Origin of the sequence: Streptomyces ficellus (assembly GCF_009739905.1) — a bacterium.
GTDB lineage: Bacteria > Actinomycetota > Actinomycetes > Streptomycetales > Streptomycetaceae > Streptomyces > Streptomyces ficellus_A.
In genome coordinates this window covers 1,955,489-1,977,705 of sequence record NZ_CP034279.1, presented here as the reverse complement: position 1 = coordinate 1,977,705, position 22,217 = coordinate 1,955,489, and the positions used below count along the sequence as shown (strand labels likewise).

Sequence of the window (22,217 nt, the reverse complement as noted above, 5' to 3'; positions counted from 1 at the left end):
GTACGCTCATCGCGATATGAGCAGCGAGAACCTCCCCACCAGCACAGGGCGCAAGCCGCGCGTGGCCGTCGTCTTCGGCGGCCGCAGCTCCGAGCACGCCATCTCCGTCGTCACGGCCGGTGCCGTCCTGCGCGCCATCGACCGGGACGCGTACGACGTGCTCCCCATCGGCATCACCACCGACGGCCGCTGGGCGCTGACCGCCGACGACCCGGAGCGGATGGCGATCGCCGACCGCACGCTGCCGACCGTCGCCGACCTGACCGAGTCCGACGAGGGCAGCGTCGTCCTGTCCGTCGACCCCGGCAGCCGTGAGGTCGTCTACAGCGAGCCCGGCGCCGTACCGAAGGTCCTGGGCGACGTCGACGTCGTCTTCCCGGTGCTGCACGGCCCCTACGGTGAGGACGGCACCCTCCAGGGCCTCCTGGAGCTCGCCGGAGTGCCCTACGTGGGCGCCGGAGTGCTCTCCTCCGCCGTCGGCCAGGACAAGGAGTACATGAAGCGCGTCTTCGTCTCCTTCGGGCTGCCCGTCGGACCCTACGAGGTCATCCGCCCCCGCGAGTGGGAGCAGGATCCCTCCGCCGCCCGCGAGAAGATCGTCGGCTTCGCCGCCGAGCACGGCTGGCCGCTGTTCGTGAAGCCCGCCCGCGGCGGCTCCTCGATGGGCATCACCAAGGTCGACGACCTCTCCGGACTGGAGGACGCGATCGAGGAGGCCCGGCGCCACGACCCCAAGGTCATCGTCGAGTCGCTGCTCACCGGCCGCGAGATCGAGTGCGGCGTACTGGAGTTCCCGGACGGCCCCAAGGCGTCCGTACCCGCCTGGATCCCGCCCGTCACCGACCACGACTTCTACGACTTCGAGGCCAAGTACATCGACTCCGCCTCCGGCGTCGTCCCCGCCCCGATCACCCCGGAGCAGACCGCCGAGGTGCAGCGGCTCGCCGTCGCCGCGTTCGAGGCGGCGTCCTGCGAGGGCCTGGTGCGCGCGGACTTCTTCCTCACCGACGAGGGCGAGTTCGTCATCAACGAGATCAACACGCTGCCGGGCTTCACCCCGATCTCCATGTACCCGCGCATGTGGCAGGAGAGCGGCGTCAGCTACCCGGCCCTCGTCGACCTGCTGATCCAGGCCGCCCTGCGCCGCCCGACCGGCCTGCGCTGACCCGCGCCGGGTCCGAGGGGGCAACGGGCCCGGCGGGGCTACAGGCTCGGGGGGACGGCCTTCTTCACGGCGGGCGCCAGGTCCGTCAGCGGGGAGGCGTCGTGCGCGAACCGCTCGTCCAGCGACACCTCCACGTACGCCTTGCGTGACGTGGAGGTGAAACGCGGGCCGTCGCCCTCCCGCGGCTCCGTCAGCCAGCCCACACCGTCCACCTCCGCGCCCAGCGCCTCCTCGTCGCTCATCGCGGGGGGCCGGGGCACGCCGCAGCGCAGTACGATCGCCCCGTCGCCCCACCCGGCGGTCAGATCGGAACCCGGCTCCGGATCGCTCCGGCCGAGTCCCGCGACGGTCTCCGGAAGCTCCTCGTGCAGTGCGCCGCACAGCGCGGCCTCTGCCGACGGCGGGCTGGGAACCGGGACGGACGCCGTCGCGTCCGTCGAGGAACAGCCCGCGGCCGCCAGCAGGACGGCGGCGGCCACGACGGGCAGGGCGGGCAGGCGGCGAAGCCGGTGCGAAGACGTCACCGGCTCAGGGTAGACGGGGGCTACAGGTGAACGACGGGGCAGGTCAGGGTCCGTGTGATCCCGTCCACTTGCTGGACCTTGGCGACCACCATGCGGCCCAGCTCGTCGACCGTGTCGGCCTGGGCGCGCACGATCACGTCGTACGGACCCGTGACGTCCTCGGCCTGGATCACCCCCGGGATCTTGGAGATGGTCTCGGCGACCGTCGACGCCTTGCCCACCTCGGTCTGAATAAGGATGTACGCCTGTACCACGGAACCTCCAGGGCGGCCACGAGGATCTTGTGGAGAAGAAAGGGACGCCACGGTACCGCGTCGCCGCGGGCAGCGGGGAGACCCGCGCGGCCGGTGGCGCGCGAGGCCGCCGCACGAAGCACCGAGTTGACGGTGTTGACGGTCTACTTGACGGTACCTACAGCAGTGACGGGTCGCGACCGCAACCGCACTGGGGCAGAAGGGGCACAGCGATGAAGGGCACTGTCGGCGAGTTGGGGGAGTTCGGGCTGATCAGGGAGCTCACTTCCCGGCTCACCTCCACCCCGGCGGTACGGATCGGGCCCGGCGACGACGCCGCGGTCGTGGCCGCACCCGACCGGCGCGTGGTCGCCAGCACGGACATCCTGCTCGAAGGACGGCACTTCCGCCGCGACTGGTCCACCGCCTACGACGTCGGCCGCAAGGCCGCCGCGCAGAACCTCGCGGACATCGCCGCCATGGGCGCCGTACCGACCGCGCTGCTGCTCGGCCTGGTCGTCCCCGCCGAACTCCCGGTCACCTGGCCCACCGAGCTGATGGACGGGCTGCGCGACGAGTGCCAGGTCGCCGGCGCCGCCGTCGTCGGCGGAGACGTCGTACGCGGCGACACCATCACCGTCTCCATCACCGCCCTCGGTGACCTCCGCAACCACGAACCGGTCACCCGGGGCGGGGCCCAGCCCGGCGACGTCGTCGCCTACACCGGCTGGCTCGGCTGGTCGGCCGCCGGATACGCCGTCCTCTCCCGCGGCTTCCGCTCGCCCCGCGCGTTCGTCGAGGCCCACCGCAGGCCCGAGCCGCCCTACCACGCGGGCCCCGCCGCCGCCGGACTCGGCGCCACCGCCATGTGCGACGTCAGCGACGGCCTCATCGCCGACCTCGGGCACATCGCCGAGGCCAGCAAGGTCCGCATCGACCTGCGTTCCGGCCTCATCGACATCCCCACCCAGATGAACGACATCGGCCAGGCCGTCGGCGTCGACCCCATGCAGTGGGTCCTCACCGGCGGCGAGGACCACGCGATCGTCGCCACCTTCCCGCCCGACGTGAAACTGCCCGCCCGCTGGAAGGTCATCGGCGAGGTCCTCAACCCCTCCGCCCTGCCCCAGGTGACCGTCGACGGCGCGCCCTGGCACTCCACGGGCGGCTGGGACCACTTCGGGGAGGGCGAGTGAGCCACCAGGCGCTGCCGGACGTCCTCCCGGAGGTTCTGCCGAACGTCCTGACCGTCGCCGGGTCCGACTCCGGCGGCGGCGCCGGCGTCCAGGCCGACCTGAAGACCATGCTCGCCCTCGGCGTGCACGGCATGAGCGTGATCACCGCCGTCACCGCGCAGAACTCGCTGGGCGTCCAGGGCGCCTGGGAACTGCCCGTCGAGGCGGTACGGGCCCAGTACCGCAGCGTCGTCGACGACATCGGCGTACAGGCCGTGAAGACCGGCATGCTGGCGTCGGCGGCGCTGGTGGAGACCGTCGCGGAGCTGCTCGCCGGGACGGACGCGCCCGTGGTCGTCGACCCCGTCGGGGTGTCCAAGCACGGCGACCCGCTGCTGGCCGCCTCCGCGCTCGACTCCGTACGCGAGCGGCTGCTGCCGGTCGCCACCGTGGCGACGCCCAACCTCGACGAGGTGGCCCAGCTCACCGGCGTGACCGTCGAGACCGAGGCGGACCTGCGCCGGGCCGCCGCCGCCGTCCTGGAGTACGGGCCGCGCTGGGCGCTCATCAAGGGCGGACACCTCGCCGGGGACGCGGTGGACCTCCTCACCGACGGCACCGAGGAGCACTGGCTGCGCGCCCCCCGGCACGACAACCGGCACACCCACGGGACGGGCTGCACGCTCGCCTCCGCGGTCGCGGCGGGCCTCGGCAAGGGCCTGACGGTGCCGGACGCGGTACGGCAGGCCAAGGAGTACGTCACGGGCGCGATCGCGGCCGGCTTCTCCCTGGGCGGCGGGATCGGCCCCGTGGACCACGGCTGGCGCCTCCGCTAGCGGACGGGGCGGACGGGGCAGGGCGGGGGGCGTGGCCCTCGCCCCGGCCCCGGGGCGAGTACGCGCGGGCACGCGCGGGTACGGCAAAAAGCCGGTCCACCGAGGTGGACCGGCTTATAAGGCAACCGCAGGGGCTGCGCTACGACGAACCTCGTCGGCGTTAGCGCGAGACCTTGCCGGCCTTGATGCACGAGGTGCAAGCGTTGAGGCGCTTCGGCGTCCCACCGACCACGGCACGAACGCGCTGGATGTTCGGGTTCCAGCGACGAGACGTACGGCGGTGCGAGAAGGAGATGTTGTTGCCGAAGCCCGGCCCCTTGCCGCAGACGTCGCAGTTGGCAGCCACGGGTCACTCCAAAGACTTCAGATGCATTTACAGTGAAATCCGGCGAGCCGGAATCAGATCTGGTGACTGAAGTGGCGTTGCCGGGGGAATGGCCCGACTCTCATCGGGCAACCGGAGCAGCATACAACGACTGCTCCCGTTCAACGAAACTACCACGGTTCGCCCGGCCCCCGCCCCGCCGCCGGACGCCGCCCGGGGTCTACGCTGCGGAGCAGTCAGCGCTGCTCAAGGAGGACACCAGGTGCCGCAGACCCTGCCGCAGGCGCTCGATTCCGCAGTGGTCCGCAGCTGGTGCACCCTCGCGCTGGAAGCGCTCGGCCGGGAGCGCGAGGAGATCGACGCGATCAACGTCTACCCGGTCGCGGACGGGGACACCGGCACCAACCTCTACCTGACCGTCGAGTCCGCCGCCCAGGCGGTCGAGGCCGTCTTCGCCGCCATCGAGACCCCCGAGTTCGCCGACACCGTCCGCGCCATGGCGCACGGCGCCCTGATCGGCGCCCGCGGCAACTCCGGCACCATCCTGTCCCAGCTCCTGCGCGGCATGAGCGAGGTCCTCGCCGAAGGACGTGACGGACACCACCTGGCCACGGCCCTGCGCAGGGCCTCCGGCTCCGCCCGGGAAGCGGTCGCGCACCCCGTCGAGGGCACGATCCTCAGCGTCGCGGCAGGAGCGGCGGGCGCGGCGGGCGACGCCTGCGCGGCGGGCGACGAGGACGTGGTCGCGGTCGCCCGGGCCGCGTACGCCGGGGCCCGGGCGGCCCTGGAGGCCACCCCGGCCCAGCTCGCCGTCCTGGAGCGGGCCGGCGTGGTCGACGCGGGCGGACGCGGGCTGGTCACCATGCTGGGCGCGCTGGTCGAGACGGTCACCGGGGAAGCGCCCGCCCGGGGCCCCCGCGCGCCCCGGGCGGCGGCACCCGTGCCCGAGCCCTGCGCGGACGCCGGGCCCGCCTACGAGGTCATCTACCTGCTGGAGGCCGACGACACGGCCGTGGCGCGGCTGCGCGACCGGCTCGACGCCCTCGGCGACTCCCTGGTCGTGGTCGGCGGCGACGGCCTGTGGAACGTCCACGTCCACGTCGACGACGCCGGAGCGGCGGTCGAGGCGGGCGTCGAGGCGGGGCGCCCGCACCGCATCCGGATCACCCACTTCGGTACGTCCGGTACGGGCGCGGCGCCCGAGGAACGCGCGGGGCGCGCCGTGGTGGCCGTCCTGCCCGGCGAGGGGCTCGCCCGCCTGTGCGCCGAGGCGGGTGCCACGACGGTGCTGGCCCGGCCCGGCGAGCCCCCGGCCAGCGGCGAACTCGTCGACGCCATCCGGCGGGCCCACGCGCGCGAGGTCGTCCTCCTGCCGAACGACGCCGCCCTGCGGCACACCGCGGCGGCCGCCGCCGAACAGGCGCGTGCGGAGGGCGTCCGGGTCGCCCTCGTCCCCACGCGCGCCGCCGTCCAGGGCATCGCCGCGCTCGCCGTCCACGAACCGGAACGGCGCTTCGACGAGGACGTCGTCGCCATGACCGCGGCCGCGGGCGCCACCCGCTACGGCGAACTGGCCGTCGCCGAGCACCAGTCGTTCACCTCGGCCGGCGTCTGCCAGGCGGGCGACGTGCTGGGCCTGATCGACGGGGACGTCGCCGTGATCGGTCAGGACGTGGCGACCATCGCCGAGACGGTGCTGGACCGCATGCTGTCGGCCGGCGGCGAACTGGTCACCCTCGTCGTCGCCGACGACGCTCCGGCGGAGTTGGCGGCGCACCTGGAGGCCCACGTCCGCGAAACCCACCTCGCCGTCGACACGGTCACCTACCCCGGCGGCCCCGGCGCCCCCCTCCTCCTCATCGGCGTCGAGTAACCCCCGCCTTGACCGGTCGCCCCGCGGGGCTCGCTCCTGACGCGTTGTGGCACCGCCCCACCCCGGTACGCCGCCGCCTGCGGACCGTTGTCGGTGCCGTGGTGTGCAATGGGAGACGTGTCAGCTCTCGACGAACCACTGAAGAAGCAGCTCGGCGCCGCCACCGCCAAGGTGATGGCCGAGCACCTCGACCTGCACACCGTCGGCGACCTGCTCCACCACTACCCCCGGCGGTACGCCGAGCGCGGCGAGCTCACCACCCTCGCCGACCTGCCGCTGGACGAGCACGTCACGGTCGTGGCCCGGGTCGCGGACGCCCGTGTGCTGACGTTCAACGGCGCCAAGGGGCGCGGCCAGCGGCTGGAGGTGACCATCACCGACGGCAGCGGGCGGCTGCAACTGGTCTTCTTCGGCAAGGGCGTCCACAAGCCGCACAAGGACCTCCTGCCCGGCACGCGCGCGATGTTCGCCGGCAAGGTGTCGGTGTTCAACCGCAAGACGCAGCTCGCCCACCCCGCGTACGAGCTGCTGCGGGGCGAGGACGGCGAGAGCGCCGTGGACAGCTGGGCCGGCGCCCTCATCCCGATCTATCCGGCGACCACCAAGCTGGAGTCCTGGAAGATCGCGAAGGCGGTCGACGCGGTGCTGCCCAGTGCCCAGGAGGCGCTCGACCCGCTGCCGCCGACGCTGCGCGACGGGCGCGGGCTCATCGGGCTGCCCGACGCGCTGCGCAAGGTCCACCGCCCGCGGACCAGGGCCGACGTCGCCGAGGCCCGGGACCGGCTGAAGTGGGACGAGGCGTTCGTCCTCCAGGTCGCGCTGGCCCGGCGGCGGTTCGACGACGCCCAACTGCCCGCGCAGGCGAGGAAACCGGTCCCGGGCGGACTGCTCGACGCGTTCGACGCGAAGCTGCCGTTCACCCTCACCGAGGGGCAGCGGAAGGTGTCGAAGGAGATCTTCGACGACCTGGCGACCGAGCACCCCATGCACCGGTTGCTCCAGGGCGAGGTGGGTTCGGGAAAGACCATGGTGGCGCTGCGGGCGATGCTCGCCGTGGTCGACGCCGGCGGCCAGGCGGCCATGCTGGCGCCCACCGAGGTCCTCGCCCAGCAGCACCACAGGTCCGTCACCGAGATGATGGGCGAGCTGGCCGAGGGCGGCATGCTGGGCGGTGCCGAGCGGGCCACCAAGGTCGTGCTCCTCACCGGCTCCATGGGCGCCGCGGCGCGGCGGCAGGCGCTGCTGGACCTGGTGACCGGCGAGGCGGGCATCGTCATCGGCACCCATGCGCTGATCGAGGACAAGGTGCAGTTCCACGACCTGGGGCTGGTCGTGGTGGACGAGCAGCACCGGTTCGGCGTGGAGCAGCGCGACGCCCTGCGCGGCAAGGGCAAGCAGCCCCCGCACCTGCTGGTCATGACCGCCACACCGATCCCGCGCACGGTCGCCATGACCGTCTTCGGCGACCTGGAGACGTCCGTACTGGACCAGCTGCCCGCCGGGCGCTCGCCGATCGCCAGTCATGTCGTGCCGGCCGCCGACAAGCCGCACTTCCTGGCCCGCGCCTGGGAGCGGGTCCGCGAGGAGGTGGAGAACGGCCACCAGGCGTACGTGGTGTGCCCCAGGATCGGTGACGAGGAGGACGAGAAGAAGAAGGCCAGGGACGAGACGGCGGACAAACGGCCCCCGCTGGCCGTGCTGGAGGTCGCCGACCAGCTCGCCAGGGGCCCGCTCGCCGGTCTGCGCGTCGAGGTGCTGCACGGCAGGATGGCGCCCGACGACAAGGACGCCGTCATGCGCCGCTTCGCCGCGGGCGAGGCCGACGTGCTGGTCGCCACGACCGTCATCGAGGTCGGCGTCAACGTCCCCAACGCCACCGCGATGGTGATCATGGACGCGGACCGGTTCGGGGTCTCCCAGCTGCACCAGCTGCGGGGCCGCGTCGGCCGCGGCTCCGCCCCGGGGCTCTGCCTGCTGGTCACCGAGATGCCGGAGGCGAGCCCCGCGCGCGGCCGGCTGTCCGCCGTCGCCGCCACCCTGGACGGCTTCGAGCTCTCCCGCGTCGACCTCGAACAGCGCCGGGAGGGAGACGTCCTCGGGCAGGCCCAGTCCGGTGTGCGCTCCAGCCTGCGCATGCTCGCCGTCATCGACGACGAGGAGATCATCGCGGCCGCCCGCGAGGAGGCCGTGGCGGTGGTCGCCGCCGACCCCGGCCTCGAACACCTCCCGGAGCTGCGCACCGCTCTGGACGCCCTCCTCGACCAGGAGCGGGAGCGGTATCTGGACAAGGGCTGAGCCCATATCGTGGACTCATCAGCACCGGAAGGACCACAGATGACCCGCGTGATCGCCGGCGCGGCTGGCGGACGCCGCCTGGCCGTGCCGCCGGGCAACGGCACCCGCCCCACCTCCGACCGGGCGCGTGAGGGGCTGTTCTCCACCTGGGAGGCGCTCCTCGGGACGCTCGACGGCATCCGCATCGCCGACCTGTACGCCGGGTCCGGCGCCGTCGGCCTGGAGGCCCTGTCGCGGGGCGCGGCCCACGCGCTGCTGGTCGAGGCCGACCAGCGGGCCGTCCGTACGGTCCGGGAGAACGTGCGGGTGATCGGCCTGCCCGGCGCCGAGGTCCGCGCCGGGAAGGCCGAACAGATCGTGACCGGGACGGCGCCGGCCGACCCGTACGACGTCGTCTTCCTCGACCCGCCGTACGCGGTCTCCGACGACGATCTTGGCGAGATCCTCCTCACACTCCGCACCAAACGCTGGCTCGCCGACGACGCGCTCGTCACCGTGGAGCGCAGCACCAGGGGCGGGGAATTCCGCTGGCCGGACGGTTTCGAACCACTGCGGGCCCGTCGCTACGGCGAGGGAACGTTTTGGTACGGTCGCGCCGCCTCTACGTGCGAAGACGCACGATGACCGGTTCGGAGAGCGAGGGACTTCAGTTGCGCCGCGCAGTCTGTCCGGGGTCGTTCGACCCCATCACCAACGGGCACCTCGACATCATCGCCCGCGCCTCCAAGCTGTACGACGTGGTCCACGTCGCGGTGATGATCAACCAGTCCAAGAAGGGACTGTTCACGGTCGAGGAGCGGATGGACCTCATCCGCCGGGTCACCGCCGAGTACGGCAACGTCACGGTGGAGTCCCACCACGGTCTGCTCGTCGACTTCTGCAAGGAGCGCGACATCCCCGCCATCGTCAAGGGGCTGCGCGCGGTCAGCGACTTCGACTACGAGCTGCAGATGGCCCAGATGAACAACGGGCTGTCGGGCGTGGAGACGCTCTTCGTGCCCACCAACCCGACCTACAGCTTCCTGTCCTCCTCGCTGGTCAAGGAGGTCGCCGCCTGGGGCGGTGACGTCTCCCACCTGCTCCCGCCGGTCGTCCACCAGGCCCTGGTCCAGCGCCTGGGCGAGAAGTGACGGACTGACTGCCCGTCACCCGGTGTCGGGGTGCCGCCGACTGGCCTTACAGTCGTCCCGTCCGTCTCCATCCCGGCTGTAGAGAGTGGCGAGCACACGGTGGACGTGCAGAAGAAGCTCGACGAGATCGTCGAGACGGTCGCGAGCGCCCGTTCCATGCCCATGTCGGCCTCCTGCGTGGTCAACCGCGCCGAGCTGCTCGCCATGCTCGACGAGCTGCGCCAGGCCCTGCCGGGCTCGCTGGCCCAGGCCCAGGAGCTGATCGGCGGCCGTGAGCAGCTGGTCGAGCAGGCCCGCCAGGAGGCCGAGCGGATCATCGAGGCCGCCCACGCCGAACGCGGCTCGCTGATCTCGGACACCCAGGTCGCGCGCCGGTCCCAGGAGGAGGCCGACCGCATCCTGGCCGACGCCCGCCGGGAGGCCGACGAGATCCGCGCCGAGGCCGACGACTACGTCGACTCCAAGCTCGCCAACTTCGAGGTCGTCCTCACCAAGACCATCGGCTCGGTCGACCGGGGCCGCGAGAAGCTCCTCGGCCGGGGCCCCGGCCTGGACGACCAGGGGTACGCGGACGAGGACGCCCCCGAGTACAGCGCCGACCCGCAGACCCTGGTCCGCCGCGCGGACGACTACGTCGACGCCAAGATCAGCGCCTTCGAGGCCGTACTGACCAAGACCCTGGAGGCGGTCGGCCGCGGCCGGCAGAAGCTGCACGGCCGGATCGCCACCGACGACCTCGGCGCCCACATGGCCGCCCAGGACGCGGCGGCCGGCGGCAGGCAGCACACCAGCGACGCCGACTACCTCGCGGGCCTCGCCGAGCTGGCCGACCCGGTGCCGCAGCCCGCGCAGGGCGTCCCGCCCGTCCAGCAGCCCGCCGCCGCCCACATCCCGGCCCAGCAGCCCGACCCGTACGCCTACCAGCAGCCCCACGACGCCTACGGCTACCCGCAGGACCCGTACGCCTACCAGGGCTACGACCAGGGCCAGGGTCATGGCCAGGGCTACGCGCAGCAGGGTTACGGGTACGAGCAGCAGCCCGCACAGCCGCAGCCCCAGTCGCAGCAGCAGGGCGGGGCGCTCGACGAGACCAGCTTCTTCGACACCAGCATGATCGACCTGGAGCAGCTGCGCCGCTACGAGCAGGGCCACGGCCAGGGGCAGGGGCACTGACCGGAGCGGATTGGGCTGTGAGCGAAGCGTCCAGTATCCTGGCTCTTCGGTCGCGAGTACGTCCGCGATCCAGCGTGCCCGCGTAGGCGTCACTGCGACGCCGGGCCGCCCCCCACACGATCCGAAAGCAGGAAGAGCCCTGAGTACGCGCCTCGACCACCGCAACCCCCTCGTGTTCGACACGCACGAGCTGGGTCGGCGTCCCGGTGCCCTCCAGCGGCTCTCCCGCAGCGTCGAGGCCCCCGCGGACCTCGGCATCGACGGAGTCATCGGCGTGCCCGAGGGCTCACCCGTCGAGCTGGACCTCCGCCTCGAGTCGGTCATGGAAGGGGTGCTCGTCACGGGCACCGCCCGTGCGTCGGCCGAGGGGGAGTGCGTAAGGTGTCTGGAGCCGCTGCGCCAGGAGGTTGCGGCGGACTTCCAGGAAATGTTCTCGTACCCCTCCGACAGCAGCGATGCCCGGGGCCACCGCAAGGAGGCCGCGGACGACGATGCCGAGGACGACGAGGACATGACCCCGCTCGAGGACGGCATGTTCGACCTCGAGCCCGTGCTGCGTGATGCGGTGGTGCTCGCACTGCCGATGCAGCCGGTGTGCCGGGAGGACTGCGCCGGGCTGTGCGCCGAATGCGGTGCCAGCCTGAACGACGACCCGGACCACCACCACGACGCCGTCGACATTCGTTGGGCGGCACTGCAGGGACTCGCCGATTCACTCGGGACCGGTGAGAAGGACAACATGGGCGGCGCCGAAGCGGGCGTCGACGAGAAGCAGGAGAAGTAGCCGTGGCTGTTCCGAAGCGGAAGATGTCGCGCAGCAACACGCGCCACCGCCGGTCGCAGTGGAAGGCTGCGGTCCCCACCCTGGTTTCGTGTGAGCGTTGCCAGGAGCCGAAGCAGCAGCACATCGCGTGCCCCGCTTGCGGCACGTACAACAAGCGCCAGGTCCTCTCGGTCTGAGCGGGCTGGTGAGAGGCACCGTGTCTAGCCACAAAATGGCGGATGACGCCAAGAAGCAGGCGGAAAACACGGCCTCGTCCCACACGCTTCTGGAAGGGCGGCTCGGGTATCACCTCGAGTCCGCCCTTCTGGTGCGTGCGCTGACCCACCGTTCGTACGCGTACGAGAACGGCGGTCTGCCCACCAACGAGCGGCTGGAGTTCCTCGGGGACTCCGTGCTCGGCCTGGTGGTCACGGACACGCTGTACCGCACCCACCCCGACCTGCCCGAAGGCCAGCTGGCCAAGCTGCGGGCCGCGGTGGTCAACTCTCGTGCGCTGGCGGAGGTCGGCCGCGGCCTCGACCTGGGCTCCTTCATCCGGCTCGGCCGTGGTGAAGAAGGCACCGGAGGCCGGGACAAGGCATCCATCCTCGCCGACACCCTGGAAGCGGTGATCGGCGCGGTCTACCTCGACCAGGGCCTCGAAGCGGCGTCCGAGCTGGTGCACCGGCTCTTCGACCCGCTGATCGAGAAGTCCTCGAACCTCGGCGCCGGCCTGGACTGGAAGACCAGCCTCCAGGAGCTGACCGCGGCCGAGGGCCTCGGCGTTCCGGAGTACCTGGTCACCGAGACCGGACCGGACCACGAGAAGACCTTCACTGCTGCTGCCCGCGTCGGTGGTGTCTCGTACGGCACCGGCACCGGCCGCAGCAAGAAGGAAGCGGAGCAGCAGGCGGCGGAGTCCGCCTGGCGGGCCATCCGGGCCGCCGCGGACGAGCGGGAGGCGGCGGCCAAGGCCGCGGCCGAATCCGCCGCGGACGCGGGCCGGGAGGCCGGCGACGGCTCCGAAGAGGCCGCCGACGCCTCTTCGGCCGCCGGAGCCCGGCAGACCACGGCCTGAGCCATTCGCTTCTGACCCCGCCGCACACCCAGTGCGGCGGGGCTTTCCCATGACCCCGCGCGCCCATGGCCCCCGCGCCATGTCCTGCGCACCCGCGAGCCCGTGAAGGAGCCCCGTGCCCGAGCTGCCCGAGGTCGAAGTCGTACGACGGGGCCTGGAGCGCTGGGTCAGCGGCCGGACCGTCTCCGACGTCCAGGTCCTGCACCCCCGCGCCGTCCGGCGGCACCTCGCGGGCGGCCCCGACTTCGCCGCCCGGCTGACGGGGCACCGCTTCGGCGTCGCGCGGCGGCGCGGCAAGTACCTGTGGCTGCCGCTGGAGGACACCGACGCGTCCGTGCTCGGGCACCTCGGCATGAGCGGGCAGCTCCTCGTACAGCCGGAGGCCGCGGCGGACGAGAAGCACCTGCGGATCCGCATCCGCTTCGACGACGGGCTCGGGACCGAGCTGCGCTTCGTCGACCAGCGCACCTTCGGCGGGCTCTCGCTGCACGAGAACACCCCCGACGGGCTTCCCCTGGCGATCGCGCACATCGCGCGCGACCCCCTGGACCCCGAGTTCGACGACACCGCCTTCCACACGGCGCTGCGCCTGCGCCGTACGACGGTCAAACGCGCCCTGCTCGACCAGTCGCTGATCAGCGGTGTGGGCAACATCTACGCGGACGAGGCGCTGTGGCGCGCCCGCCTCCACTACGACCGCCCCACTGCGAGCCTGACCCGGCCCCGCTCCGTCGAGCTCCTCGGACACGTCCGGGACGTGATGACGGCCGCGCTCGCGGTCGGCGGCACCAGCTTCGACAGCCTGTACGTCAACGTCAACGGCGAGTCGGGCTACTTCGACCGGTCCCTGGACGCGTACGGCCGCGAGGGCGAGCCCTGCCGACGCTGCGGCACCCCGATGCGCCGCCGCCCCTGGATGAACCGCTCTAGCTACTTCTGCCCCCGCTGCCAGCGCCCACCCCGCCTGACCCCGCCCCGCACGGCGTCCTAGGGCTCCGGCCGCGAGCCTTGGGGCGCCGGCGGCCCGCCGGAGGCAGGCTGGTTCGATCGCCGCATGAGCGACGCAGCGGGGCGCGGCTCTCGCTCTCTCAGCCACGGGCACGGCCGCGGCCGTCGCCTACCTGATCTTGCTCTCCACCCACCCGGACCTGCCGGTTCAGAAGTAGGCCGGGGAGCGGCGACGCGGTGTCAGAAGCCGAAGTTCTGCGTCCACCACGGGCCGCCCTCGGCGAAGTGGACGCCGACGCCGAGGCGGGTGTAGTCGCAGTTGAGGATGTTGGCGCGGTGGCCGTCGCTGTTCATCCAGGACTCCATCACGGCGGCCGCGTCCGCCTGGCCGCGGGCGATGTTCTCCGCCGCGAGGCCCTGCACGCCCGCCTTCGCCGCCCGGTCCCAGGGCGTCGCCCCGTCGGGGTCGGTGTGCGAGAAGAAGCCGCGCTCCGCCATGTCCCTGCTGTACGCGCCGGCCAGGGACGCGAGGCCGCGGGACGCCTGCACCGGGCTGCAGCCGACCTTGGCGCGCTCGGCGTTGACCAGGGTGAGGACCGCGGCCTCGGCGGCCGTCTCGCGGCTGTTGTCGGACGGGGCGGCGGGGGAGGAGGGGGCGACGGGGGCCTTGGGCGGCGCGGTGGTCCGCTCGGGGGTGGGCGTGGGCGTGGCCGTACGGCTGGGGGCCGCGCTCTTGGCGGCCGTCTTCTGGGGAGCCGGGGCGGCCGGCGCCTTCGTCTTCGGCGGCTGCGTCTTCTTCGGCGGCGCGGAGGAGGACGGGGCGGACGGCGTGGACGGCGACGGCGCGGGCGCCTTGGAAGGGGCGAGCGACCGCTCGGCGCTCCGGCTCGCCGGGGTCGAGGGGCGCTCGGGCGTGGTGCTGGCGCCGCCCTGGGCGTTCAGCTCGGGCAGGTCACCGGCGTGGACGCGCTCGGCGGAGCCGCTGTCGCCGACGGTGAAGGTGTCGCCACCGGGCAGCAGTCCGGAGGTCACGGCGACGGCACCCACCGCCATGGCGGCGGAGGCGCCGAGCAGCCCGGTGCGGACGGGTACGGTGACCCGCTTCTTCCGGTGGCGTCCCATGTGCTGTGCCTTCCTGCTTCGACGTCTGGTCATGTACGTCAAGGTCATTCGCCTCGCTCGTCCGAACGGGTGAGGCTCATGTCGACGGGACTGTACGCCATGACGCCTGGGGGAGAAGTGCTCCGAGTGCTTTTGGCCGGTTAGCGTGCAGCCATGAACGAAGACGCACGGCTCACCGCCTGGGTACGCGGCCGAGTACAGGGAGTGGGCTTCCGCTGGTTCACCAGGGCGAATGCTCTGGAGATCGGAAAGCTCACCGGCTTCGCCCTCAATTTGGAGGACGGCAGGGTGCAGGTCGTCGCCGAGGGCCCGAGTGAGAATTGCCACCGTTTGCTGGAGTGGCTTCGCTCCGGCGACACACCCGGCACGGTCGACGGAGTCACCGAGATCTGGGACGCCCCGCGCGGCGGCTATGACGGCTTCGCCATCCGCTGACGATGTTGGTCGTCGCATCGGCGCCGGTCAGGGCGCCGGGCCCGGCCGTCGCCGCCGCGGGCATGTGCGTACGGCAGAAATGACCTGGTGGTTGCCAAGAATCGCTTGCCGTGCCAGGCTGCGCGGGTAAGGATGATCCAAAGGGTCCTGGAGGATCGTCCGCACGCCCCTGGGCACCGCAGTGAGAGGCGCCGCCGCACCGGTTCGCGGCCGCGGCCCCCCGGTTGGCCCACGATGCCGGGCGTGATCGTGTTGACCGTCAAACTTTTTGGTGAGACTCTGGAAGCCCCGCGCACCTTAGCTGTTTGGCAGTGAGAACCGCAGCGGCACCAAGCACTGCCGGACACCGCGGGTGCGAATCCCTCACGACCCACACCGCTTCGGTCGGTCATTCAGTGTGGAGGACCAAAAGTCATGGCAAAGGCGCTTCTCGGTTATGTCGGCGGTTCCGACCCGCGACTTCTCGCCGAGATGCGACGGCTTCAGCAGCGCGTCCAGGACCTCGAGTCCGAGCTCGTTCGGATTCAGTCCGAGAACGACGCGCTGAACGCCGCCGCACACAGCGAGTCGCTGCTCGACGGCATCGACATCGACGTACCCAAGGCGGAGCCTGCGCTCACCTGATCCCAGCCCCCATCGGCACAGCCCGTCACCGGAACCTGTAGGTCACGGGCAGGGTGAGAAACACTCTCGCTGGATATGCAAGGGACGCTTCGGCGTCCCTTCTTTCTTTTCCCTTCCCCCGGCCGTCATCCCACGGCCACTGATCCTTGACCTCTGATCTGCCCTGCGCATTCATGGGTCAAACGGGAAGCGGCAGGTAGAGTCCTGGGGCGTGCACCTCAAGGCCCTGACCCTGCGTGGTTTCAAGTCGTTCGCCTCCGCCACCACCCTCCGGTTCGAACCGGGAATCACGTGCGTCGTGGGGCCCAACGGCTCGGGCAAGTCCAATGTGGTGGACGCGCTCTCCTGGGTCATGGGGGAACAGGGAGCCAAGTCGCTGCGCGGCGGGAAGATGGAGGACGTCATCTTCGCCGGGACGACCGGCCGGCCGCCGCTCGGCCGCGCCGAGGTCTCCCTCACGATCGACAACTCCGACGGCGCGCTGCCGATCGACTACGCCGAAGTCACCATTACGCGGATCATGTTCCGGGGCGGCAGCAGCGAATACCAGATCAACGGCGACACCTGCCGGCTGCTCGACATCCAGGACCTCCTCAGCGACTCCGGTATCGGCCGGGAAATGCACGTCATCGTCGGGCAGGGCCAGCTCGACTCCGTCCTGCACGCCGACCCGATGGGGCGCCGGGCGTTCATCGAGGAGGCCGCCGGCGTCCTCAAGCACCGCAAGCGCAAGGAGAAGGCGCTGCGGAAGCTGGACGCGATGCAGGCCAACCTCGCCCGTGTACAGGACCTCAACGACGAACTGCGCCGGCAGCTCAAGCCACTGGGCCGGCAGGCCGCCGTGGCGCGGCGGGCCGCCGTCATCCAGGCCGACCTGCGCGACGCCCGGCTCCGGCTGCTCGCCGACGACCTCGTACGCCTCCAGGAGGCGCTGAGGACGGAGATCGCCGACGAGGCCGCGCTGAAGGAGCGCAAGGAGCGGGCGGAGGCCGAGCTGAAGGCCGCCCTCACCCGGGAGGCCGGCCTGGAGGACGAGGTGCGGCGTCTCTCGCCCCGGCTCCAGCGGGCCCAGGCGACCTGGCACGAGCTGTCGCAGCTGGCCGAGCGGGTGCGCGGCACGGTCTCCCTGGCCGACGCGCGGGTGAAGAGCGCCACCGCACCACCGGTGGAGGAGCGGCGCGGACGCGACCCCGAGGACCTGGAACGGGAGGCCGCCCGCATCCGCGAGCAGGAGGCGGAGCTGGAGGCCGCGCTGGAGGCGGCCGAGCGGGCCCTGGAGGACACCGTCGCCCACCGCGCCGAGCTGGAGCGGCAACTGGCGGTGGAGGAGCGGCGCCTGAAGGACGTGGCACGGGCCATCGCCGACCGGCGCGAGGGGCTGGCCCGCCTCAGCGGGCAGGTCGCCGCCGCCCGCTCGCGCGCCGCCTCCGCCCAGGCCGAGATCGACCGGCTGGCCGCCGCCCGCGACGAGGCCCAGGAACGGTCGGTCGCCGCGCAGGAGGAGTACGAGGCGCTCCAGGCGGAGGTCGACGGGCTGGACGCCGGTGACGCCGAGCTCGCCGAGCGGCACGAGGCGGCCAAACGGGAGCTGGCCGGGGCGGAGGCCGCACTGAGCGCCGCGCGGGAGGCCGCCACCACGGCGGAACGCAGGCGGGCCGCCCTGGCCGCCCGGCACGAGGCGCTGGCGCTGGGCCTGCGCCGCAAGGACGGGACGGGCGCCCTGCTGGAGGCCGCCGCCCGCCTGGACGGCCTGCTGGGCCCGGCCGCCGAACTGCTCACCGTGACGCCCGGCTACGAGGTGCCGGTGGCCGCGGCCCTCGGAGCCGCCGCCGACGCGGTCGCCGTACGGGACCCGGCGACGGCGGCCGAGGCGATCCGGCACCTGCGCAAGCAGGACGCGGGCCGGGCGGCCCTGCTGCCGGCCGGCCTGCCGGGCGAGCCCGGGGACCAGCCCCGCGAGGCGGGCCGGACGTACGCCGCCGACCTGGTGCGGGGGCCGGAGGAGCTGATGCCGGCCGTGCGGCGCCTGCTGCGGGACGTCGTGGTCGTCGACGGCCTGGAGGACGCCGAGGACCTGGTGTACGCGCGCCCCGGGCTGGTCGCCGTCACCGCCGAGGGCGACGTCCTCGGGGCGCACTTCGCGCAGGGCGGGTCGGCCGGGGCGCCCAGCCTCCTGGAGGTGCAGGCCTCCGTCGACGAGGCCGCCGCGGAGCTGGCCGAGCTGGCCGTACGGTGCGAGGAGCTGGCCGCCGCCCAGGCCGAGGCCACCGGGCGGCGCCGGGACGCCGTCGCGCGCGTCGAGGAGCTGGCCGAGCGACGCAGGGTCGCCGACCGCGAGAAGTCGCAGGTCGCGCAGTCGCTGGGGCGGCTCGCCGGGCAGGCGCGCGGCGCCGCGGGTGAGGCCGAGCGGGCCGCCGCGGCGGCCGCCCGCGCCCAGGAGACCCTGGAGAGGGCCACCGGGGAGGCCGAGGAGCTGGCCGAGCGGCTGCTGGTCGCCGAGGAGTCGGGCCCCTTCGGAGACGGCGGGGACGAGGAGCCCGACACCTCGGTGCGCGACCGGCTCGCCGCGGACGGGGCGAACGCCCGCCAGACGGAGATGGAGGCCCGGCTCCAGGCGCGTACCCACGAGGAGCGGGTGAAGGGCCTGGCGGGCCGCGCCGACGGACTGGACCGGGCCGCCCGCGCCGAACGGGAGGCACGCGCGCGTGCCGAGCAGCGCCGCGCCCGGCTCCGGCACGAGGCGGAGGTCGCCGCGGCCGTCGCCTCCGGGGCCCGCCAGCTCCTCGCGCACGTCGAGGTGTCCCTGGTGCGGGCCGACCGCGAGCGGGCCGCCGCCGAGGAGGCCAGGGCGGCGCGCGAGCAGGACCTGGCGGCGGCCCGGGCCCGGGGACGGGACCTGAAGGGCGAGCTGGACAAGCTGACCGACTCGGTGCACCGCGGGGAGGTGCTGGGCGCCGAGAAGCGGTTGCGCATCGAGCAGCTGGAGACCAGGGCGCTGGAGGAACTGGGCGTCGAACCGGCGGCCCTGGTGGCCGAGTACGGGCCGGACCAGCCCGTTCCGCCGTCGCTGCCGGCCGAGGGGGAGGAGCTGCCCGAGGATCCGGAGCACCCGCGGAACCAGCCGAGACGTTTCGTCCGCGCCGAACAGGAGAAACGCCTGAAGTCGGCCGAACGGGCGTACCAGCAGCTCGGGAAGGTGAATCCGCTGGCGCTGGAGGAGTTCGCGGCGCTGGAGGAGCGCCACCAGTTCCTCTCGGAGCAGCTCGAAGACCTGAAGAAGACGCGGGCCGACCTCCTTCAGGTGGTGAAGGAGGTGGACGAACGCGTCGAGCAGGTCTTCACGGAGGCCTTCCGCGACACGGCGAGGGAGTTCGAGGGTGTGTTCTCGCGGCTCTTCCCGGGCGGCGAGGGGCGGCTCGTCCTGACCGACCCCGACAACATGCTCACCACGGGCGTGGACGTCGAGGCCCGCCCTCCGGGCAAGAAGGTCAAGCGGCTGTCGCTGCTGTCCGGTGGGGAGCGGTCGCTGACGGCCGTCGCCATGCTGGTGTCGATCTTCAAGGCGCGACCGAGCCCGTTCTACGTGATGGACGAGGTCGAGGCGGCGCTGGACGACACCAACCTCCAGCGGCTGATCCGGATCATGGAGGAGCTCCAGGAGAGCTCCCAGCTGATCGTGATCACCCACCAGAAGCGGACCATGGAGGTCGCGGACGCGCTCTACGGCGTGTCCATGCAGGGCGACGGGGTGTCGAAGGTCATCAGCCAGCGCCTGCGCTGAGCTGGGGTACGCCCGCAGCCGACTCCGGCTGGGCAGTGGTGACCAGCCCCTGACCAGTTGTTTCATTTACTGAACGCAAGCCCGACACGCCGTGCCGGAAGATTCGTGGTCCGAAGACTCTTGACTTCGAAACTTGAAGGCATAGTCTCTGCAACGTTGCTTTTACCTTCAAGTGGTGGGCGGCGTGAAGTTGTGCGCCACTTGAAGGGCTCGCCCCCCATGCCCGGCGACGGCGCCGGGTACCAGGAGTTCACGTGACCAGCACCGCGCAGCCGTCGCCGTCGGGGGCCCGAGAGGCCCATCCCGACCACCTCGGCCATGTCATCTTCATCACGGCCGCCGCCGCGATGGGCGGATTCCTCTTCGGCTACGACAGCTCCGTCATCAACGGCGCCGTCGAGGCCATCCGCCACCGGTACGAGATCGGCTCCGGCACCCTCGCCCAGGTCATCGCCATCGCCCTGATCGGCTGCGCCATCGGCGCAGCGACCGCCGGCCGGATCGCCGACCGCATCGGCCGTATCCGCTGCATGCAGATCGCCGCCGTCCTGTTCACCATCAGCGCCGTCGGTTCCGCCCTGCCGTTCGCCCTCTGGGACCTCGCCATGTGGCGCGTGGTCGGCGGCTTCGCCATCGGCATGGCCTCCGTGATCGGCCCCGCGTACATCGCCGAGGTCGCCCCCGCCGCCTACCGCGGCCGCCTCGGCTCCTTCCAGCAGGCCGCGATCGTCATCGGCATCGCCGTCTCCCAGCTCGTCAACTGGGCCATCCTCAACATGGCCGACGGCGACCAGCGCGGCGAGATCGCCGGCCTGGAGGCCTGGCAGTGGATGCTCGGCGTCATGGTGATCCCGGCCGTGCTGTACGGCCTGCTCTCCTTCGCGATCCCCGAGTCGCCCCGCTTCCTGATCTCCGTCGGCCGCAAGGACAAGGCCAAGGAGGTCCTCTCCGAGGTCGAGGGCAAGGGCGTCGACCTGGACGCGCGCGTCGCCGAGATCGAGAACGCCATGCGCCGCGAGCACAAGTCGACCTTCCGTGACCTGCTCGGCAGCCGCTTCGGCTTCCTGCCCATCGTCTGGGTCGGCATCGGACTGTCCGTCTTCCAGCAGCTCGTCGGCATCAACGTCGCGTTCTACTACTCCTCGACGCTGTGGCAGTCCGTGGGCATCGACCCGTCGAGCTCGTTCTTCTACTCGTTCACCACGTCGATCATCAACATCATCGGCACCGTGATCGCGATGGTCCTGGTGGACCGGGTCGGGCGCCGTCCGCTCGCCCTCGTCGGCTCCGCCGGTATGGCGATCGCCCTCGCGTTCGAGGCCTGGGCCTTCTCCGCCGACCTCGTCGACGGCAAGCTGCCCGAGGCGCAGGGCGTGGTGGCCCTGATCGCCGCCCACGTCTTCGTGCTCTTCTTCGCCCTCTCCTGGGGCGTGGTGGTCTGGGTCTTCCTCGGCGAGATGTTCCCCAACCGGATCCGCGCCGCCGCCCTCGGCGTCGCCGCCTCCGCGCAGTGGATCGCCAACTGGGCCATCACCGCGAGCTTCCCGTCCCTGGCGGACTGGAACCTCTCCGGCACCTACATCATCTACACGGTCTTCGCCGTGCTCTCCATCCCCTTCGTGCTCAAGTACGTGAAGGAGACCAAGGGCAAGGCGTTGGAGGAGATGGGCTAAACCCCGCTGCCCCTCTCCTCGATCACGGAACTGCCCCGGTTCAGGCCCCGACGGCCTTGAGCCGGGGCAGTACGTGTTCCCCCAACAGGTGCAGCGAGCGCCACCCCTCGTCCACCGGCATCCCCCCGCACAGCGGATGCAGCACGAGACTCCCGGCGCCCGGCGCCAGGCACTCCCCGGGCGTCACCACCCGGTACACCCCCTCCGCCCGCAGCTCCTCCACCGTCGCCGCGCGCGACCGCACCGCCGACGTCACGCCCGCCGACTGCCACGAGGCGTACGTCCGCGCCTCGTGCAGGAAGTGCTCCCCGTACAGCGCCCAGGTGCGGTCGGGGTCCTCCGACAGGTGCAGCAGCCGCGTCAAGGCGGCCGGCATCACGCAGAAACCCTCCGTCCCGTACGCGGCACGCCGCTCGTGGTAGTACGCCTCCAGCTCCGGCAGGTGCGCGCTCGGGAAGAACGGCAGCCCCAGCCGGGCCGCGCGCCGGGCGGCGGGCCGGGACGAACCGCCCACCAGCAGCGGCGGGTGCGGCCGGGTGTACGGGCGCGGGGTGACCCGTACCGTACGGCCCCGGTAGGGGAACTCCTCGCCCGTCCAGGCCCGCAGCACCGTCTCCAGCAGCAGGTCCTGGAGCTTCCCGCGCCGCCCCCAGTCCACGCCGTGCGCCGCGTACTCCTCCGGCCGGTAGCCGACGCCCGCGACCGTCACCAGCCGCCCCTGCGACAGCAGGTCCAGCACCGCGACGTCCTCCGCCAGCCGCAGCGGGTCGTGCAGCGGGCCGATCACCGCCGAGACCGTCACGGCGATCCGGCGGGTCGCGCCGAACACCGCCCCGGCGAAGACGAACGGGGACGGCAGCCAGTTGTTGGAGGCGCCGTGGTGCTCCTCCGTCTGCACCGTGTCGACGCCGATCCCGTCGGCGTACGCGGCCATCTCCAGCGCCGCGCGGTAGCGGCCCGCCAGGGCGTCGGGAGCCGCACCGGGGGCGACCAGGTTGAACCGGACCACTGTGTACACGACACGTCCCCCTCCGCCGGACGGAAGACCCGGCGAAGGGGGACGT

Annotated in this window: 21 protein-coding genes; 16 read left to right on the top strand and 5 right to left on the bottom strand. The window is 72.4% G+C overall.

The window, feature by feature from the left end; genetic code table 11:
- The first annotated feature begins 16 nt into the window (after positions 1–16).
- A complete protein-coding gene (locus tag EIZ62_RS08495) occupies positions 17–1,165 on the top strand; it encodes a D-alanine--D-alanine ligase family protein (RefSeq protein WP_156692099.1) in 1,149 nt (382 codons plus the stop codon).
- 38 nt (positions 1,166–1,203) lie between these two features.
- Here EIZ62_RS08495 and EIZ62_RS08490 read toward each other — a convergent pair whose 3' ends face one another.
- Positions 1,204–1,689, bottom strand: coding sequence for a DUF3515 domain-containing protein (locus EIZ62_RS08490; RefSeq protein ID WP_156692098.1), 486 nt, complete (start codon positions 1,687–1,689; stop codon positions 1,204–1,206).
- A 20-nt stretch (positions 1,690–1,709) separates the two neighbouring features.
- Positions 1,710–1,943 carry an Lrp/AsnC family transcriptional regulator gene (locus tag EIZ62_RS08485; RefSeq protein WP_028802415.1) on the bottom strand — a complete coding sequence of 78 codons (234 nt, stop codon included), beginning with the start codon at positions 1,941–1,943 and terminating at the stop codon, positions 1,710–1,712.
- 212 nt (positions 1,944–2,155) lie between these two features.
- Here EIZ62_RS08485 and EIZ62_RS08480 point away from each other — a divergent pair, with 212 nt between their 5' ends.
- Positions 2,156–3,118 (top strand): thiamine-phosphate kinase, encoded by a 963-nt coding sequence (locus EIZ62_RS08480; RefSeq protein ID WP_156692097.1) that lies wholly within the window; start codon positions 2,156–2,158, stop codon positions 3,116–3,118.
- A gap of 11 nt (positions 3,119–3,129) precedes the next feature.
- Entirely contained in the window at positions 3,130–3,933 is an 804-nt protein-coding gene (gene thiD / locus EIZ62_RS08475) for a bifunctional hydroxymethylpyrimidine kinase/phosphomethylpyrimidine kinase (RefSeq protein ID WP_156696287.1), read from the top strand.
- Positions 3,934–4,093: 160 nt separating this feature from the next.
- Here the strand turns inward: thiD and rpmB are convergent, their stop codons facing one another.
- Complete coding sequence (gene rpmB, locus EIZ62_RS08470; protein WP_156692096.1) at positions 4,094–4,279, bottom strand: 50S ribosomal protein L28; 186 nt, start codon at positions 4,277–4,279, stop codon at positions 4,094–4,096.
- Between the two features lie 241 nt (positions 4,280–4,520).
- Here rpmB and EIZ62_RS08465 point away from each other — a divergent pair, with 241 nt between their 5' ends.
- The 9 genes from EIZ62_RS08465 to mutM all read left to right on the top strand — a co-directional run bounded on the left by EIZ62_RS08465 (position 4,521) and on the right by mutM (position 13,561).
- Positions 4,521–6,131, top strand: coding sequence for a DAK2 domain-containing protein (locus tag EIZ62_RS08465; protein WP_244375562.1), 1,611 nt, complete (start codon positions 4,521–4,523; stop codon positions 6,129–6,131).
- Between the two features lie 108 nt (positions 6,132–6,239).
- A complete protein-coding gene (recG, locus tag EIZ62_RS08460) occupies positions 6,240–8,426 on the top strand; it encodes an ATP-dependent DNA helicase RecG (RefSeq protein WP_156692095.1) in 2,187 nt (728 codons plus the stop codon).
- Between the two features lie 39 nt (positions 8,427–8,465).
- Entirely contained in the window at positions 8,466–9,050 is a 585-nt protein-coding gene (rsmD, locus tag EIZ62_RS08455) for a 16S rRNA (guanine(966)-N(2))-methyltransferase RsmD (RefSeq protein ID WP_156692094.1), read from the top strand.
- 26 nt (positions 9,051–9,076) lie between these two features.
- Positions 9,077–9,556, top strand: coding sequence for a pantetheine-phosphate adenylyltransferase (coaD, locus tag EIZ62_RS08450; protein WP_208827824.1), 480 nt, complete (start codon positions 9,077–9,079; stop codon positions 9,554–9,556).
- A gap of 99 nt (positions 9,557–9,655) precedes the next feature.
- Complete coding sequence (locus tag EIZ62_RS08445; protein WP_156692092.1) at positions 9,656–10,729, top strand: ATP synthase F0 subunit B; 1,074 nt, start codon at positions 9,656–9,658, stop codon at positions 10,727–10,729.
- A 172-nt stretch (positions 10,730–10,901) separates the two neighbouring features.
- A complete protein-coding gene (locus EIZ62_RS08440; protein WP_244375560.1) occupies positions 10,902–11,513 on the top strand; it encodes a YceD family protein in 612 nt (203 codons plus the stop codon).
- 2 nt (positions 11,514–11,515) lie between these two features.
- Positions 11,516–11,689, top strand: coding sequence for a 50S ribosomal protein L32 (gene rpmF / locus EIZ62_RS08435; protein ID WP_156692091.1), 174 nt, complete (start codon positions 11,516–11,518; stop codon positions 11,687–11,689).
- A gap of 35 nt (positions 11,690–11,724) precedes the next feature.
- Positions 11,725–12,570: a ribonuclease III gene (gene rnc / locus EIZ62_RS08430; RefSeq protein WP_156692090.1), complete on the top strand. Its 846-nt coding sequence runs from the start codon at positions 11,725–11,727 to the stop codon at positions 12,568–12,570.
- 115 nt (positions 12,571–12,685) lie between these two features.
- Positions 12,686–13,561, top strand: coding sequence for a bifunctional DNA-formamidopyrimidine glycosylase/DNA-(apurinic or apyrimidinic site) lyase (gene mutM / locus EIZ62_RS08425; protein ID WP_156692089.1), 876 nt, complete (start codon positions 12,686–12,688; stop codon positions 13,559–13,561).
- A gap of 197 nt (positions 13,562–13,758) precedes the next feature.
- Here mutM and EIZ62_RS08420 read toward each other — a convergent pair whose 3' ends face one another.
- Positions 13,759–14,640 carry a CAP domain-containing protein gene (locus EIZ62_RS08420; protein ID WP_156692088.1) on the bottom strand — a complete coding sequence of 294 codons (882 nt, stop codon included), beginning with the start codon at positions 14,638–14,640 and terminating at the stop codon, positions 13,759–13,761.
- Between the two features lie 153 nt (positions 14,641–14,793).
- Between EIZ62_RS08420 and EIZ62_RS08415 the strand changes: the two genes are divergently transcribed.
- The 4 genes from EIZ62_RS08415 (at position 14,794) to EIZ62_RS08395 (ending at position 21,153) form a co-directional block, all read left to right on the top strand.
- Positions 14,794–15,075, top strand: coding sequence for an acylphosphatase (locus EIZ62_RS08415; protein ID WP_156692087.1), 282 nt, complete (start codon positions 14,794–14,796; stop codon positions 15,073–15,075).
- Positions 15,076–15,489: 414 nt separating this feature from the next.
- On the top strand, positions 15,490–15,699 hold the full coding sequence (locus tag EIZ62_RS08405; protein ID WP_073754570.1) for a hypothetical protein: 210 nt from the start codon (positions 15,490–15,492) through the stop codon (positions 15,697–15,699).
- A 211-nt stretch (positions 15,700–15,910) separates the two neighbouring features.
- Positions 15,911–19,480, top strand: a complete 3,570-nt coding sequence (gene smc / locus EIZ62_RS08400) for a chromosome segregation protein SMC (RefSeq protein ID WP_156692085.1) — start codon at positions 15,911–15,913, stop codon at positions 19,478–19,480.
- 254 nt (positions 19,481–19,734) lie between these two features.
- The gene (locus EIZ62_RS08395) at positions 19,735–21,153 is read left to right on the top strand and encodes a sugar porter family MFS transporter (protein ID WP_156692084.1); all 1,419 of its coding nucleotides are present in this window, start codon (positions 19,735–19,737) and stop codon (positions 21,151–21,153) included.
- A gap of 40 nt (positions 21,154–21,193) precedes the next feature.
- Here EIZ62_RS08395 and EIZ62_RS08390 read toward each other — a convergent pair whose 3' ends face one another.
- Positions 21,194–22,171: an LLM class flavin-dependent oxidoreductase gene (locus EIZ62_RS08390; RefSeq protein ID WP_156692083.1), complete on the bottom strand. Its 978-nt coding sequence runs from the start codon at positions 22,169–22,171 to the stop codon at positions 21,194–21,196.
- Positions 22,172–22,217: the final 46 nt, after the last annotated feature.

What these genes read in the sequence shown, in the direction of transcription:
- recG (WP_156692095.1), top strand. Translation starts at nt 6,240, where the DNA reads ATGGGAGACGTGTCAGCTCTCGACGAACCACTGAAGAAGCAGCTCGGC.
- EIZ62_RS08495 (WP_156692099.1), top strand. Translation starts at nt 17, where the DNA reads ATGAGCAGCGAGAACCTCCCCACCAGCACAGGGCGCAAGCCGCGCGTG.
- rsmD (WP_156692094.1), top strand. Translation starts at nt 8,466, where the DNA reads ATGACCCGCGTGATCGCCGGCGCGGCTGGCGGACGCCGCCTGGCCGTG.
- EIZ62_RS08415 (WP_156692087.1), top strand. Translation starts at nt 14,794, where the DNA reads ATGAACGAAGACGCACGGCTCACCGCCTGGGTACGCGGCCGAGTACAG.
- EIZ62_RS08480 (WP_156692097.1), top strand. Translation starts at nt 2,156, where the DNA reads ATGAAGGGCACTGTCGGCGAGTTGGGGGAGTTCGGGCTGATCAGGGAG.
- rnc (WP_156692090.1), top strand. Translation starts at nt 11,725, where the DNA reads ATGGCGGATGACGCCAAGAAGCAGGCGGAAAACACGGCCTCGTCCCAC.
- EIZ62_RS08420 (WP_156692088.1), bottom strand. Translation starts at nt 14,640, where the DNA reads ATGGGACGCCACCGGAAGAAGCGGGTCACCGTACCCGTCCGCACCGGG.
- EIZ62_RS08405 (WP_073754570.1), top strand. Translation starts at nt 15,490, where the DNA reads ATGGCAAAGGCGCTTCTCGGTTATGTCGGCGGTTCCGACCCGCGACTT.